This window comes from Roseivivax lentus, assembly GCF_900156805.1.
Lineage (GTDB): Bacteria > Pseudomonadota > Alphaproteobacteria > Rhodobacterales > Rhodobacteraceae > Roseivivax > Roseivivax lentus.
The window spans coordinates 1-15,005 of the sequence record NZ_FTOQ01000002.1; the positions used below are offsets into that span (position 1 = coordinate 1).

Here is a 15,005-nt window from a genome sequence, read left to right on the forward strand (position 1 = left end):
CATCCTCGGCCTCGGAAGGCTCCGCCTACGCGGACCATGCGGCGCAAATGACGAATTCCTGCTCGCCGCCACCGCCCAGAACCTCCGGAAGCTGGCGAAGATCTTTCCCGCACCGCAGAAACCACGAAACGCCTGAAGGGAAAGGCGCTTGAGCCAATCACGAGCGCCAATATTCTGCGCTCGCGAACAGGAGTTTTTCAACGGAATCGGCTCAGACCGGTCGTTCGCTGTACTCAGCGTGAAGGTCTGCTATCGGGAAACGCCCAAAGCTTTGCAAACTCCGCTTCCTGCGCATTGCCGACGTTTCCACCCGGTGCAGCGAACGCCCGCTGGTCCCCTTCATGTCAAATACTACACAGGGCATCGACGTTTGAGCGAGGGTCGGAAAGGCTCTGTCCAGAGCCGTCTCCAGCCTTCGCGGGTCGACCATGCTGATAAACTTAACCGCCACCGTCCGGCTGAAATGACCCTGCAGCGTGCAGAGGCGAGCAAGCGAGAGGTCCCAAGGTGGGGACGTGGGCAGTTCTTAGGCGGTCATACCTCGACACTGTGCTTGGTGAAGGCTCCGCGTGAAAAAATCTCCGATCAGCCCTTGTCCAGTTCGATTCCGACGCCACGTACCGTTTCCCGGTAGGAGATGGCGAAGGCCATGCTAGGATATTTTCAGTCTGCAGGCCTCAACGCGCCGCTCGACCGGTTTTCACCAACGCACCATGAGCAAAGCGGAGCTTTTCTCCGCAAACCACGCGTCCGTGGTGCGTCTTTACATGACGAAAACGGAGACACTATTGACGATACACCAAACGCCAGAGGTGTGCGAACGCACCCAAATTGAAGACTATCTGCTCCAGCACTTCGTGGGGCAGGGGAAGGTATTTTCCAAGCTGACAATCCCCAGACACGTTACTCAGGCACTGATGTTCTGAAGATTGCGGTAAACCACCTGCGCCTTCGTTGGCCGGGTACCAAAACAGCGGATGTCGAGAGCGCCCTCGCGTCTGTAACCGATCTTGACGCCGAAGACCTCAGCAGGGTGATCGGGGTCTGGAGCAACCGAATTGAGTGTCGCCCCGGAGACGAAAGAAGGATCGTCCCAGTTGGGGATGGCACTGTGCTTTTAAATTCCTGGAAGCGGCCAGCCTATCGCCAGTTAGTCGATGACGTCGAACCGGACCCGGGCGTCTTTCTAGAGTTCTTTTCTTACGTGTTCCAGGAAAGAGCCAGCCGAGTGATGGTTCTGGACTGGGTGAGTGCCGCGTTTCGAGATGAAACGACGAGGCTGCGGTAGGGGCTGATGCTCTACTCAGCGCAGAAGGGCACAGGCAAGGGAATGTTCATGAACATCCTCGCGGCGCTGTTTGGGCAGGATAACACCACGCAGCTGAACGGCGTCGAGAAACTGACCCAGCGGTTTAATGCAACGGCGGTTCAGAGCAAGCTAGTGACCTGCGATGAGGTCGGGGGAGCGCTCTCCGGCACAAGACTCAACGCCCTGAAGAGCCTGTTCACGGAGGACACGACGACAACGGAGCGAAAGGGCATTGAAGCTGAAAAAATCGAGCTCAAGTTCAATGTCGTGATGGCTTCCAACGAGCTGCTGACCTTTGCTCAGGAGATGGATCGGCGCCTCTACCTCGTGGATACGGGGCACGACGGGCATGCATCCGGGCCTGATGTTAGGGCATTCCTCGCTATCGTGGAGAAGGTGTCAGACGCGCTGAGGGATCCAAGCGCGCTCGCGTCTTTGTACCGGTACTTGTTGGGGCGGCCCAGTTCACCTCAGTTCAATCCCAACTCACTCAACACTGCCACCCTCGGCACCCCTTTGATGCAGCGGATCGCGGCGGTGGAGGAGCCGGTCCAGCAGCAGCTTCGGGAGCATCTTGAGGGGCTAGGTGTCAAAGCTGTAACTGCTGAGAACTTGTCGCGCTACGCCAACCGGGTGCTTCACGTCCGGGGCACTCAGCTTCGGGATAAGATGCTGGCACTCGGGTGGGACCAGACCAAAGCCAAGTGGGACCGCGCAAGTTACTCACGGGCGATCTGGGTCGCGCCGGGGTGCACAGTCGATCGAGGGCGGGTCCACTGCCCCGGAGAGGCCGAAAAGGACCTTTCAGCCGAGCTTGCCAAGGCCAGCTATATAAGTTGACACGCCAAAAGAGAGGGGGCTCCGGCTCCTTCTCACCCTCGATGATTACGCCACTCAGCCCAGCGAGCTCGGTAGCCCGGCGCGCGCTCCACCCTGCCCAAGTGCCACGCCTCGAGATCGTCACGCCGTTCAGGTTCGATCTCGTCTAACCCGATACCCTCTGTCGAGAATGGCAAAGCCCGTCCGACCACTGCTGATGACGCATCTACCATGGCCTGCCGGAGTTCACCGACGCGACTGATGTCGATAATGAAGCTGTCATGTACCGAAAGAACAGCCACACCTTGTTGAGTGAAGTGGTTGTGCACACGCGCGGCTATGTCGGAATCGACGTTCATCAACCGAATGCCCTGGTCCGCGTAGAGTGACTCCTCAATATGAGGGAGGCGCTCAAACAGCGCCGCCGTGACACGATCGAGGTCGTCGTTGCGTATGCTCTGGGCCATATGCCCCTTCTGCGACTTCGCTGCGCTGGTTACTCATTCTGTTCCTTCTCTCCTCAGGAGGGAGATAAGGAGAGGGGAGGATGAGGAGGAGCTGAACCTCACTACCCTCTCTCTCCTCCCATTACTTATACCTATTTCCTATTAATATCAGATACCTATGGAGTGGTTATACTTCTGAAAGGCTTCTCCTCAACGTCTATCCAGAGAGGCTGCATACCAGCCCCGCGAGGCTGTGCCACCCACCAGAATTTCTAAGTCCAATCCGCCGGCTGCTACCTACCAGCCGTCGCGCTTGTTTTCGGCCCTTGTCCCGACCTTCAGATGCTCTGGGGTGATGCAGAAGCTCACTGACTGTTCTCCGCGATCGTCTGCTTCACTGTTGTCGCGGTCTCTTCGATTTTCAGTGATTTGGCATTGAAGCTGTCGAAGGGCTCGTGATGCATCAAGGCGTTGTCGAGCGCGCCGAGTGCTGCCGCGCCTTCGATCTGCTGAGCAAGCCCCCACATTGCCGACAGCGCGTCAACCGGGGTACGAAGACCTACCGCTCTGAGCGCTATTGATCCTGTGCTGGGCGGTTTGCTTACCCCGCCCATCTGCGAGAGATCGGCCTGAACGGACCAGCGCCCGTTCGGGTCTTCTACCTTTCCACCAGACCACGGCGATGGCAGGCTGCGGGCGGCCTAAACATACCGCCGCGGATCACCCGCATTCAGCCCGCCGCAGGCCGCAATATGTCCGATAACGGCCCTAGGCGCGTGTTCTCCTGGGTGAAGTCGATCTCGTCCTCGATGTGGCGCAGATGCGCCTCCACCATCTTCTGCGCCCGGGCTTCGTCGCGCGCGATGATGCTGTCGACGATCCGGGCGTGTTCGTCGTCGGCGCACAGGCTCGCATGGGTCGGTCCGTAAAGCCCGATGATGAGGGACGTGCGCATGGTCAGTTCGGACAGGTATTTCTCGAGCACCGAATTGCGCCCGATCCGTGCCAGCAGCATGTGGAAGGTACGCGAGGCCCGGATGGCTTTCGGGCGGTCCTGCAATTGGCGGACGGCGTGCTCTGTCTTGAGATGCGCGCGCAGGGCCGCAATGTCGGCGTCGTCCGCCTGGCGGATCACGTTGCGGATGATGGTCGTCTCGAGGGCGCGCCGCGCCTGGAAGACGTCCCGCGCTTCCTTCTCGGACGGGGTCGCGACGAACGCACCGCGTTTGGGGATCAGGTCGACCACCTGGTAGGCCGACAGGGTCGCCAGCGCACGGCGCACGTTCGCGCGGTTGCAGGCGAAAAGATCGCTCAGCATTTGCTCGCCGAGCTTGGTGCCCGCACGCAGCCTCTGATCGGAGATCGCGTCCAGCACATGTTCGACGATCATTGCTTCCGGTGTGTCGGCCACGGGTCGATCCCTTTGTTTCCAAATGCCAAATGACAAATTTTGGCAACCAGAGGGAAGAAAAATTTTTGTCTCTTATTATTGTTAACAATTTATGTTATCCAGAATGGGTTTCAAGGGAGGACTCAATGAGAATCGCTGTCATCAACCCCAACTCGACCCAGAGCATGACCGACAAGATCGCGGCCACGGCGCGCGCGGTCTGCGCGCCCGGTGTCGAGATCGAGGCGCATTCCGCCAAGGGCGCGCCGATCAGCATCGAGGGCCATTATGACGAGGCGATGGCGGTGCCGCGCCTTCTCGATCAGGTGCGCGCGGCGGAGGAACGGCGCGTCGACGCCATCGTTGTGGCGTGTTTCGACGATCCCGGGATCGGGGCCTGCCGCGAGATCGCGACCGGGCCGGTCGTGGGGCTCTGCGAGGCGGCGGTGAAGGCCGCGAGCATGATCGCAACCTCGTTCACCGTCGTCACCACGCTGCCGCGCTCGGCCCCGATCATCGAGGAGCTGGTGCGGCGCTACGGGCTCGACCACCAGTGCCGCCGGGTGCGCGCGGCGGCGATCCCGGTGCTCGCGCTCGAAGAGCCGGGCTCGAACGCCCGCCAGCTTGTGCGCGACGAGATCCTGCGCGCGATCGAGGAGGATCGCTGCGAGGCGGTGGTGCTGGGCTGTGCCGGCATGTCGGACCTCGTCGACTGGCTGTCGGAAGAGACCGGCATCCCGGTCATCGACGGCGTCGCCGCGGCCACGAAATTCGCCGAGGCGCTGGTCGGCGCGCGGCTGAAGACCAGCAAGATCGGCGCCTATGCCACGCCGAACGCGAAGTAATCCAAGTCAGGGAGGAGAGACATGACTGTTTCGGATACAAACGAGGGCATCATGGCCCACGCAGATCACACCCCAGCGGTGGTTGACCACAAGGGGCTGGGCGAGGAATCGCTCGCCCCGCAGGAGACACGGATCATGGATCCGTGGTCCTATCTGTTCGCCTGGCTCGGCGGTTGCGTGTCGATCGGCACCTTCACGATCGGTTCGGGCCTCGTCGGCACGCTGAACCTGTTGCAGGTGTTCCTTGCCATCGCCATCGGCTGCACCGTCATCGGCTTTGCGCTGATGATCAACGGGGCGGCAGGGCACAAATACGGCATCCCGATGATGGTGCAGGTCCGGTCGGCATTCGGCTTTTCGGGCGCGCGCATCCCCGCGCTCGTGCGCTCGGTGCCGGCCATCGTCTGGTTCGGCTTCCAAAGCTGGATCGGTGCCGGCGCGCTCAATCTCGTGAGCGAGACGCTGTTCGGCTATTCCAACATCGTGGTCTTCTTCGTGGGCTTCCAGGCGCTGCAGATCATGCTGTCGGTGCTGGGCTTCCATGGCATCAAGTGGCTCGAGAATATCGGCTCGGTCTTCATCATCGGCGCGCTGGTCTACATGTTCACCTCGGTGATCGGCAAATACGGCGAGGAGATCAGCACCAACCTGATCAATGTCGAAGGCACCTGGGGGGCACCGTTCTGGGGCGCGACCATGCTGTTCCTCGGCATCTACGCCACCATGATGCTGAACGTGTCGGATTATTCGCGCGAACTGCGCCATGAGGTCGGCCGTGTCCGGCAGGTGGTGATCTATGCCAACTCGATCCTGCCCGCGACGCTCTTCATGGGGCTCATCGGACTCATGGTGTCCGGTGCCACCGGCGAGGTGGACCCGATCATGGTCTTCTCGAACGCGGTGGACAACAAGCTGCTGCTGGTGGTCACGCTGCTCTTCATCGCCTTCGCGCAGGTCACGACCAACATCCTCAACAACGTGGTGCCGCCCGCCTATGCGCTGATGGACGTGTTCAAACTCAACTACAAGACGTCTGCCGTCGTGGTCGGCCTTCTGGCCTTCTGCACCTTCCCGTGGGAGCTGGTGAAGGACGAATCCGCCGCGGGTCTGAGCCTGTTCATCCAGACCTACAGCGCATTCCTCGGACCAATCTTCGCGATCCTCGTGGTGGATTACTACGTGTTGCGCCGCCAGCAGCTCGATCTCGACAAGCTCTATGACGAGACCGGCGATTACGCGAGCTTCAACCCCGCCGCCCTGATCGCCATGGCCATCGGCGTGGTCGCCGCGCTGAGCTTCTCGGCCATGTCCTGGTATGCGAGCCTCATTCCCGCGGGCCTGAGCTACTACCTGCTGATGAAGCACCTGCCCGCGGCACGGCGTTTCCTCGACTCGTAAGTCGGCGACAGAGCAATCCGAAGGGGGCCTCGCGGCCCCCTTCAGCGTTTCCGGGACCCAACCTGGGCTTAGAGCCGGCTGACACATCCCTGTCAGCGTGAAGATACCGAGGGCAGAGTAGTCGAAGACACGCGCCTGTCTCAGCTGATGACCCCGTCATCGACATGTCGGTCCCGGCTTGCGCCGGGTCGCCTTCATCGAGACCTCGATGTAATCGTGCACGGGCTGCGCCTCGCGGGGCAGGGCTGAGCAGTCGAGATCGAGGAGCTCCCGCATGCGGTCGCTCCAAATCGCACCGATTCGAGACCGCCGCAAAACGCGGGGCCAAAGTTTTGTATGCGTAAAATAAATACAAAAATTGCATGCAATCTGCCTCATCTCTGTGCAGTTCCGGGTGCGGGGGCGAAAATTAGGCCCGTTCTCGCGCGCTCGGTTTGACACAAGTGACCGGCCCGGCGCCTCTGGCCGCGTGCACCTGGCTCAGCCCACGGAGAAAGAGAATGCCTGTCCGCCTGCTCAAAATCCCTGCGCTGCGCAGGACCCGCGCGTCCCGCGACCTGCCGTTCGCGGGCACCCTGATCTCCGGCACCGGACAGGCGCGATCATCCGCGAATAACGGCCCGAAATACCGCTATTTCACTTTGCAGAAGGGCCCTGAGATAGGCCGGAAAAGGTCAGTATCGCCGCTTACCAGACGCATCATCCGGGTCGCATGGCACGCTCTCACCAAACCGAAAACAAGACAGGAAGGTATCGCATGATTTCCATCACGCTCAAACAGCTCGGCATCGCCGCCTCGGTTAGCCTCGCCATGGCTGCAAGCACGGTGTCCGCCGAGGTCATCAAGTTCCACCACGATCTGCCCGAGGAATCCGCCCAGCAGCGTGGCGCGGAGAAGTTCAAGGAGCTGGTCGAGACCCGCAGCGACGGCGCCTACACCGTCGAGATCTACCCGAACAATGCGCTCGGCAACGACGTGGAAGTGGCCCAGCAGATGCAATTCGGCGCCGTTCAGGCCGCGCCGATCCCCACTGCCAAGCTGTCGAACTTCAATCCTTCGCTGCAGCTGATCGACCTGCCGTTCCTCTTCCCCTCGGTCGAGACCACCTACGAAGTGCTCGACTCGCCCACCGTCGGCGGACGGATCCTCGACGGGCTGTCCGAGGCGGGCTTCGTGGGCGCCGCGTTCTGGGAATCGGGCTTCAAGCAGCTGACCTGCAACCACCCGGTCACCGGGCCCTCGGATTACGAAGGCCGCAGCGTGCGGGTCATGGAAAGCCCGCTGCTGATCGCCCAGTTCGAGACGATGGGAGCGACCGCGATCCCGATCGCCTTCACCGAGGTCTACTCGGCACTGCAGCAAGGCGTGGTCGAGTGTCAGGAGAACCCCATCGTGTCGATCAACTCGATGAAGTTCTACGAGGTGCAGGATTACATGATGATCTCCAACCACGGCTATCTCGGCACCGCCTTCATCTTCTCGAAGGTCTGGTTCGACCAGCAGCCTGCGGAAAGCCAGGAGATGCTGCTCGAGGCGGCGCGCGAGGCGGGCGATTACCAGCGCGCGCAATCGGCGGCGGATGCGGAAATGCTGCTGTCGCAGATCGAAGCGGCCGGGACGACCGAGATCATTGCGCTCACGCCCGAGCAGCTCGAGGTCTTCGCCGAGGCGATGAAGCCGGTGCATGAGGAGTTCGCGGACCGGATCGGGCGCGATCTGCTCGACGCGGCCTATGCCGAGATCGCAGCCGCGACCCCGTCGCAGTAACGCGCAAAGCTTCGGGCCGGGCGGTGCAGGCCGTCCGGCCCTGATGCCTGAACAGGGCGCGGACCCGCCCGAGTCCGAACCACGAGGAGCCATCATGACCAAGACCGACAGCACGTCGCACACCCGCGCGCTCTACCGGCGCGTCGATGGTGCCGTGACGCGCATCGAACGCCTGCTGGCCGGGGGCTTGTTGCTGCTGGCGGTCGCGATCATCCTCGTCGATATCCTGCTGCGGGCCACGATCGCTTACGCGCTGCCATGGGCCGGCGAGGCGACGCGCTACGCGATCATCTGGCTCGTCTTCATCGCAAGCGGGATCGGGGCGCGGCACGGGGCCCATATTTCCATCGACTTCCTGGCCGAGATGGCCTCCCGCAAGGTCGCGATCCAGATCGCGCGCACCGGGGCCGTGATATCGGCGGGCACCTGCATCCTGCTCACTGTGTTCGGGGTGCAGCTGACGACGCAGATGCGGGCCTTCGGGCAGACCTCGCCGTCGCTCGAATGGCCGATGTGGATCATCTACCTGTCGGTGCCGATCGGTGCGGCCCTGATGGCGCTGCGCTTCACCCAAAGCGCGTTCGAGTTGTCCGACACCGAAGAGGCGCGCAGCAAGGTCGCGCTCTCCGCCGCATAAGGAGCGTCCCCCGTGCCTGCCATTCTCGCCATGTCCCTGGCCTTCCTGCTGCTCCTCGGCGTGCCGGTCTTCATCGTGCTGTTGCTGCCGGTAATCGGGATGCTGGAATTCACCACCTCGACGCCGCAGATGCTGGTGATCCAGCGGTTCTTCTCCGGCATCGACAAGTTCCCGCTCATGGCGATCCCGTTCTTCATCTTCGCGGGCAACCTGATGGCGCAGGGCGGCATGTCGCGCCGCCTGATCGACTTCGCGAGCGCGCTGATGCGGCCCGTGACGGGCGGGCTGGGCGTCACCTCGGTCATCAGTTCGATGTTCTTCTCCGCCATCTCCGGATCGAGCCCCGCCACGGTGATCGCGGTGGGCAAGACCATGCTGCCCGCAATGACGAGCCGCGGCTACGGGCGCGCCTTTCCCATCGGCATCCTGATGAGTTCCGGGGCCCTCGGCATCATCATCCCGCCGTCGATCTTCATGATCGTCTACGGCGCGGTGACCGGCGCTTCCATCGGGGCGCTGTTCATCGCGGGGATCGGGGCGGGGCTCGTCTACGGGGTGCTCTTCATCATCGTCGCCATGATCTATGCCAAGGCCATCGGCATGCAGGATGCCGGGGCCTGGGATCTGCGCGAGATTGCCGTCTCAGGGCGTAGCTGCGCCTGGGGGCTGGCGGCGCCGGTCATCATCCTCGGCGGGATCTATGGCGGGATCTTCACCCCGACCGAAGCCGCCGCCGTGGCCGTGGGCTACGCGGTCTTCGTCTCGATGGCCGTCTATCGGGAAATGTCGCTCGAGGACGTCTGGCACTGCGCGGTGGACAGCGCGGTGACGACGGCGCAGGTAATGATCATCATCGCGGCCGCCTCCGTCTTCGCGTGGTACCTGACCACGTCGGGCGTGTCGCGCAACGTGGGCGCGGCCCTGTCGATCTTCGCCGAGAACCCCGTCCACCTGCTGCTCTTGATCAACGTGATCGTGCTCATCGCGGGGATGGTGCTCGACCCTAATTCGATCATCATCATCCTCGTGCCGTTCATCGCGCCGGTGGCACTGGCCGCCGGGATCGACGCGACCCATCTGGGCATCATCCTCGCGGTCAATGCGGCCATCGGGATGTTCTCGCCGCCCTTCGGGCTCAACCTGTTCGTATCTGTCAGCCTCGGCGTGAGCTACCGCGAGGCGATCATCGGCGCGCTTCCCTTCATCGCCGTGGGCATCGCCGCGCTGCTGATCATCACCTTCGTCCCGGAGGTGACGCTCTGGCTGCCCGCACAATTCTATTCCGGCATCTCTTACTGACGGGGCCGGAGATCGTCGGGCGATGCGATCCCTATGCCACGACCCGCCACGTTGCCTGCATCGGCCGGGTGGCCATCGCCGGGCGCAGGCGATGCGGCCCGTGTCGCGCGGCAAGAAGCCTTGAGCCGTCGCCCCCGCGTGTCAGAGAGGTCGAGGACACCGTGAGGAGCGTGTCCTATCCCATATACCGAAAGTCAGAGCCGGGCCCCCCGAGCCGTGCGGCGAAAGCGGCAGGCCGTCGCCCGTCGTGCGTGATCCGACCTTGCCGGAAACCACGCGCCACGGGTGACCTCACTTCCGTTTCATCGCCGCCATTAGCGCCTCGCCGAGCGCCCCTTGTGAGGCAGATGGTCCGGGCCGGCCGCCCTTGGCGGGTTTGGGCTTTCCGCCCTTGGCCATCTCTTTGCCTGAAGGCTTCCGGTCCGCGGCAGGCTTGCCGCCGCGCTCCTTGCGCATGCTGAGACCGATGCGCTTGCGGGCGACGTCCACCTCGGTGACGCGCACGCGCACCACGTCTCCGGCCTTCACCACCTCGTGGGGGTCCTTCACGAAGCGATCCGCAAGTTGGCTCACATGCACGAGCCCGTCCTGATGCACGCCGATATCCACGAAGGCCCCGAAGGCCGCGACATTGGTCACGGTGCCTTCCAGCATCATGCCCGGCTTGAGGTCCCTGATGTCCTCGACCCCGTCGGCGAAGGCCGCCGTGCGGAATTCGGGCCGCGGATCGCGCCCGGGCTTGCCGAGCTCGTCGAGGATGTCGCGCACCGTGGGCAGGCCGAAACGGTCGTCGACGAAATCCTGCGCTTTGAGGCTGCGCAGCGCCTCGGGCCGCCCCATGATGTCGCGGATGTCGCGTCCGCAGGCCCCGACGATGCGGCGCGCCACGTCATAGGCCTCGGGATGGACCGAGGAGGCGTCGAGCGGCTCCGCCCCGCCGCGGATGCGCAGGAAACCCGCGCATTGCTCGAAGGCGCGGGGCCCGAGCCCCGCGACCTTCAAAAGCGCCTTGCGCGACGGGAATGCGCCATGCGCGTCGCGATGGGCGACGATGGCAGCCGCGACCGAGGAGCTCAGCCCCGCGATATGCGACAGCAGCGGCGCCGAGGCCATGTTCAGATCGACGCCCACCGCGTTCACCGCATCCTCGACCACGCCTTCCAGCGCCTGTGTGAGGCGGCGCTGGTCGACGTCGTGCTGATACTGGCCGACGCCGATGCTTTCGGGCGGGACCTTCACCAATTCGGCCAGCGGGTCCTGCAGGCGGCGGGCGATGCTGACCGCGCCGCGCAGGCTCACGTCGAGATCGGGGAATTCCCGTGCCGCCAGCTCCGAGGCCGAATAGACGCTCGCACCGGCTTCTGAGACCACGACCTTGGTGGGTTTGGGCCCTTCGATCCGGCTCAGCGTCTCGGCCACCATGCGCTCGGTCTCGCGGCTCGCCGTGCCGTTGCCGATGGCGACAAGCTGGATGCCGTGCCGTTTCACCGCAGCGGCGATCCAGGCCTGCGCGCCCTGCAGGTCCTTCTTGGGCTGGAACGGATAAAGCGTCGCCGTCTCGACAAGCTTGCCGGTGGCGTCGACCACCGCCGCCTTCACCCCGGTGCGGATGCCCGGATCGAGCCCCAGCGTCGGCTTGTTGCCCGCCGGGGCCGCCAGCAGGAGGTCGCGGAGATTGCGGGCGAAGACCGCGATGGCCTCCTCATGCGCGCGGCGGCGCAGCTCGCTCATGAGATCGACATACATGGTGAGCGACAGCTTCACCCGCCAGGTCCAGGCCGCAGCCTCGCGCAGCCAGCGGTCGCCCGGGCCGTTCCCGGGGATGCCGATGGCGGCGCAGATGATCCCCTGGGCGCGCTCGGCCCCGGTCTCGGGCTCGGGCGCGATGTCGACGGTGACGATCTCCTCCTTCGCGGCGCGCAGGATGGCCAGCGCCCGGTGCGCCGGGATCGTGGCCCAGGCCTCGCTATGTGCGAAGTAATCCGAGAATTTCACGCCCGCCTCTTCCTTGCCGGGCACCACCCTGGCCGTGATCCGCGCCTCGGCCTGCATGAAGGCCCGCAGCCGGCCCAGGAGCGCCGCGTTCTCCGACAATTCCTCCGCAAGGATGTCGCGCGCGCCCTCGAGCGCCGAGGCGGCGGTCTCGACCGCCTCGGAGACATGGCCTTCGGCGAGCGCCTTGGGGTCGGCCTTCCGGTCCGCCTCGATCGCGCGCAAGAGCGGCTCGAGCCCGTTCTCGCGGGCGATCATCGCCTTGGTGCGGCGCTTGGGCTTGAAGGGCAGGTAGATATCCTCAAGCGCCGCCTTGGTCTCGGCCTGGGCGATGGTGCGGGCAAGATCGTCGGTGAGCTTGCCCTGGCCGCGGATCGACTCGAGGATGGCGGCCCGCCGCTTTTCCATCTCGCGCAGATAGACCAGCCGGTCGTTCAGCGTCCTGAGCTGCGTGTCGTCGAGGCCGCCCGTGGCTTCCTTCCGGTAGCGCGCGATGAAGGGCACGGTGGCCCCGTCGTCGAGAAGCGCGACCGCGGCGGCGACCTGCCGGTCGCTGGCGGAAATCTCGGTTGCGATGGTGCGGGCGATGCGGGTGGCGGTCTGGTCCAAGGGCGTTCTCCTGCTCGTCGGAAGGCCGGTCTATCCAAGCTCCCGCACACCGCCAAGACCAAAGGTCGGTCGTCTTCAAACGCAAGGTATTTGCCCCCCGGGGAGACCGACCCCGGAGGAGCCGGATCGCGGCAAGGGCTGCAGCTACACTGAAGCAAGGCTGCTGATACCGGCCAGCCGGAACGTGGCCAACGCTTCTTAAGACGCGCGCGTTTGGCAACAGAAAAGCTGCGACCCTCGCCGCGATGCGCCGGATGACGCAAATATTCGAAAACCCGTATCTCCCGATTGGCACGCGACCCGAAATCACGCGTTTCATGGCTCGTTGAAAAAACCAAAATACCATCATCCCGCCTGCTTCCGCACGTCGAGTCCATCGCGGCGTGCGGCCTTGCCGCTGCACTGGACCACGGGCCTCGCAGAGCCCCGCGTACGGCACCGCCGATTGTCTTCGGGCGCGAAAGGAAGACCTTGCGCGAACTCATCGCTGGCGTGTCGGTCACAAAGGGCGCATGCTTCCGGGATGTTGGTCAAACAAAGCATTGCGATCGAAGATGTCCGGGTGCCACTCAAGCGCAAGAAGACGCTGGACGAAGCCAAGGTTCAGCAAATCGCCGAGAGCATCATCGACGAAGGTCAGCTGACGCCGATCCAGGTCCGCGCGGACGGGCCCGGTTTCGTGCTGGTTGAGGGGCTGCACAGGCTGGAAGCGTTGCGCGTGCTGGGCGAGACCTCGGTGGAGGCATACCTGGTCCGGGCCCGCTTGCACTAGGCCTCAGGCCTCGCCTGCCTGCGGCGTCACGCCGTGGATCAAGAGAGATGTCGGCCAGCCGATACGCGACCGGGCGTCGACCGCGCCGACAGGCCTCGCAAGACCGTTCGCCGCGCAAGCAAGAAACGCCACCTCTCGCTGACGGAAACGCTCATCCGCCTGTCATAGCCCCAAGGGCCGCACCCCAATCGCGATCCGACCCTAAGCCGGCACGAACAGATGCTTGTACTGCTCGCGCAGCACGTTCTTCTGGACCTTCCCCATCGTGTTGCGCGGCAGCGCGTCGATCACGAACAGCTTTCGCGGATGCTTGAACCGGGCGAGCTTGTCCCGCACGGTCTCCGCGATGGCGTCCACATCCGGGGCCGCGCCGGGTTCCGCCACCAGCACGCCGACGACGGTCTCGCCGAAATCCGCATGCGGCACGCCGATCACCGCGCTTTCCAGCACGCCCGGTTGTTCGTCGAGGACCAGCTCGATCTCCTTGGGGTAGATGTTGTAGCCGCCCGAGATGATCAGGTCCTTGTCGCGGCCCACGATATGCACGTATCCGTCCCCGTCGATCCGGCCGAGGTCGCCGGTGATGAAGAAGCCGTTGTCGCGCAGTTCTTCGGCGGTCTTTTCCGGCATCTGCCAGTAGCCCTTGAAGACGTTGGGGCCGCGCACCTCGATCACGCCCACATCGCCCTGCGGCACTTCCTGCTCGGTCTCGGGATCGCAGACCTTGAGCTCCACCCCCGGCAGCGGAAAGCCGACGGTGCCCGCGCGCCGCTCGCCCTCATAGGGGTTCGAGGTGTTCATGTTCGTCTCGGTCATGCCGTAGCGTTCGAGGATGCGGTGCCCGGTGCGCTCTTCGAACCGCACATGGGTTTCCGACAGCAGCGGGGCGGAGCCCGAAATGAAGAGCCGCATGTCCTTCACCAGTTCGCCGGTGAAGCGGTCGTCGTCCAGCAGCCGCGTGTAGAACGTGGGCACGCCCATCATCGTCGTGGCCATCGGCATCTTGTCGATGATCGTGTCGATATCGAATTTCGGCAGGAAGATCATCGCCCCGCCCGCCACGAGCGTCACGTTGGTCGCCACGAAGAGCCCGTGCGTGTGGAAGATCGGCAGCGCGTTCATCAGCACGTCCTCGCCGGTGAAGCGCCAATGCTCGGCCAGCGTGCGGGCGTTGGACAGCAGGTTCTCCTGGGTCAGCATCGCGCCCTTCGAGCGCCCGGTCGTGCCCGAGGTGTAGAGAAACGCCGCGAGATCGTCGGCGTCGCGGGCGACCGTGGGAAAGGCCGTCGGCTGGTCGCGGGCGGCCTCGGGCAGGCTGCCGGTGCCATCGGCGTCGAGTGTCAGAAGCTGCGCGCCCAGCGTCTCGGTGACGGGCCGGAGCCGGTCTTCGCGGGTGCTGTCGCAGACAACCATGCGCGCGCCGCTGTTTTCGATGAAATAGGTCAGCTCATCGACCGTGTAGGCGGTGTTCAGCGGCAGAAAGACCAGTCCGGCCTGCACGCAGGCAGCATAAAGCGCCAGAGCCTCGGGGGATTTCTCCACCTGGGCGGCGACGCGGTCGCCGGGCGCGAGTCCCGATGCGGTCAAAGTATGCGCGAAGCGGGCCGCGCTCTGCAGGAACGCGTCATGCGTGAGGATCTGCCCGTCCGGCAGGTGGAGGAAGGGCGTCGATTTGCCCGAATGCACGCCGAAAAGCTCGTCATATAGCGGATTGGCCATTG

13 protein-coding genes are annotated in these 15,005 nt (G+C 63.9%); 8 read left to right on the forward strand and 5 right to left on the reverse strand.

Going from position 1 to position 15,005, the window contains the following annotated elements:
- The first annotated feature begins 1,294 nt into the window (after positions 1-1,294).
- Entirely contained in the window at positions 1,295-2,149 is an 855-nt protein-coding gene (locus BW990_RS03645; RefSeq protein WP_076445184.1) for a primase-helicase family protein, read from the forward strand.
- Positions 2,150-2,181: 32 nt separating this feature from the next.
- Here BW990_RS03645 and BW990_RS03650 read toward each other — a convergent pair whose 3' ends face one another.
- The 3 genes from BW990_RS03650 to BW990_RS03655 form a co-directional block, all read right to left on the reverse strand.
- Entirely contained in the window at positions 2,182-2,595 is a 414-nt protein-coding gene (locus BW990_RS03650; RefSeq protein ID WP_076445185.1) for a hypothetical protein, read from the reverse strand.
- A gap of 344 nt (positions 2,596-2,939) precedes the next feature.
- Entirely contained in the window at positions 2,940-3,101 is a 162-nt protein-coding gene (locus BW990_RS21730; protein ID WP_159441601.1) for a hypothetical protein, read from the reverse strand.
- Between the two features lie 203 nt (positions 3,102-3,304).
- On the reverse strand, positions 3,305-3,985 hold the full coding sequence (locus BW990_RS03655) for a GntR family transcriptional regulator (RefSeq protein ID WP_143526067.1): 681 nt from the start codon (positions 3,983-3,985) through the stop codon (positions 3,305-3,307).
- A 125-nt stretch (positions 3,986-4,110) separates the two neighbouring features.
- Between BW990_RS03655 and BW990_RS03660 the strand changes: the two genes are divergently transcribed.
- From BW990_RS03660 to BW990_RS03680, 6 genes are all read left to right on the forward strand, one after another.
- On the forward strand, positions 4,111-4,809 hold the full coding sequence (locus tag BW990_RS03660; RefSeq protein ID WP_076445189.1) for an aspartate/glutamate racemase family protein: 699 nt from the start codon (positions 4,111-4,113) through the stop codon (positions 4,807-4,809).
- A gap of 21 nt (positions 4,810-4,830) precedes the next feature.
- Positions 4,831-6,207 (forward strand): NCS1 family transporter, encoded by a 1,377-nt coding sequence (locus tag BW990_RS03665; RefSeq protein WP_234990154.1) that lies wholly within the window; start codon positions 4,831-4,833, stop codon positions 6,205-6,207.
- A 500-nt stretch (positions 6,208-6,707) separates the two neighbouring features.
- Positions 6,708-6,968, forward strand: coding sequence for a hypothetical protein (locus BW990_RS21220; protein ID WP_143526068.1), 261 nt, complete (start codon positions 6,708-6,710; stop codon positions 6,966-6,968).
- Entirely contained in the window at positions 6,965-7,975 is a 1,011-nt protein-coding gene (locus BW990_RS03670; RefSeq protein WP_234990155.1) for a TRAP transporter substrate-binding protein, read from the forward strand. Before BW990_RS21220 ends, BW990_RS03670 begins: the two co-directional genes overlap by 4 nt.
- Positions 7,976-8,069: 94 nt before the next feature.
- Complete coding sequence (locus BW990_RS03675; protein ID WP_076445190.1) at positions 8,070-8,612, forward strand: TRAP transporter small permease; 543 nt, start codon at positions 8,070-8,072, stop codon at positions 8,610-8,612.
- 12 nt (positions 8,613-8,624) lie between these two features.
- Complete coding sequence (locus BW990_RS03680) at positions 8,625-9,911, forward strand: TRAP transporter large permease (protein WP_083950466.1); 1,287 nt, start codon at positions 8,625-8,627, stop codon at positions 9,909-9,911.
- A 291-nt stretch (positions 9,912-10,202) separates the two neighbouring features.
- Here BW990_RS03680 and BW990_RS03685 read toward each other — a convergent pair whose 3' ends face one another.
- A complete protein-coding gene (locus BW990_RS03685) occupies positions 10,203-12,512 on the reverse strand; it encodes a Tex family protein (RefSeq protein ID WP_076445194.1) in 2,310 nt (769 codons plus the stop codon).
- A gap of 523 nt (positions 12,513-13,035) precedes the next feature.
- On the opposite strand from BW990_RS03685, the gene BW990_RS03690 reads away from it, so the two are divergent.
- A complete protein-coding gene (locus BW990_RS03690) occupies positions 13,036-13,284 on the forward strand; it encodes a ParB N-terminal domain-containing protein (protein WP_076445196.1) in 249 nt (82 codons plus the stop codon).
- A gap of 201 nt (positions 13,285-13,485) precedes the next feature.
- Here the strand turns inward: BW990_RS03690 and BW990_RS03695 are convergent, their stop codons facing one another.
- Positions 13,486-15,003: a malonate--CoA ligase gene (locus tag BW990_RS03695; RefSeq protein WP_076445198.1), complete on the reverse strand. Its 1,518-nt coding sequence runs from the start codon at positions 15,001-15,003 to the stop codon at positions 13,486-13,488.
- Between the last annotated feature and the right edge of the window lie 2 nt (positions 15,004-15,005).

Coding starts and splice junctions, on each gene's coding strand:
- BW990_RS03645 (WP_076445184.1), top strand. CDS start 1,295: ATGCTCTACTCAGCGCAGAAGGGCACAGGCAAGGGAATGTTCATGAAC.
- BW990_RS03650 (WP_076445185.1), bottom strand. CDS start 2,595: ATGGCCCAGAGCATACGCAACGACGACCTCGATCGTGTCACGGCGGCG.
- BW990_RS21730 (WP_159441601.1), bottom strand. CDS start 3,101: ATGTGGGGGCTTGCTCAGCAGATCGAAGGCGCGGCAGCACTCGGCGCG.
- BW990_RS03660 (WP_076445189.1), top strand. CDS start 4,111: ATGAGAATCGCTGTCATCAACCCCAACTCGACCCAGAGCATGACCGAC.
- BW990_RS03665 (WP_234990154.1), top strand. CDS start 4,831: ATGACTGTTTCGGATACAAACGAGGGCATCATGGCCCACGCAGATCAC.
- BW990_RS21220 (WP_143526068.1), top strand. CDS start 6,708: ATGCCTGTCCGCCTGCTCAAAATCCCTGCGCTGCGCAGGACCCGCGCG.
- BW990_RS03670 (WP_234990155.1), top strand. CDS start 6,965: ATGATTTCCATCACGCTCAAACAGCTCGGCATCGCCGCCTCGGTTAGC.
- BW990_RS03675 (WP_076445190.1), top strand. CDS start 8,070: ATGACCAAGACCGACAGCACGTCGCACACCCGCGCGCTCTACCGGCGC.
- BW990_RS03690 (WP_076445196.1), top strand. CDS start 13,036: ATGTTGGTCAAACAAAGCATTGCGATCGAAGATGTCCGGGTGCCACTC.
- BW990_RS03695 (WP_076445198.1), bottom strand. CDS start 15,003: ATGGCCAATCCGCTATATGACGAGCTTTTCGGCGTGCATTCGGGCAAA.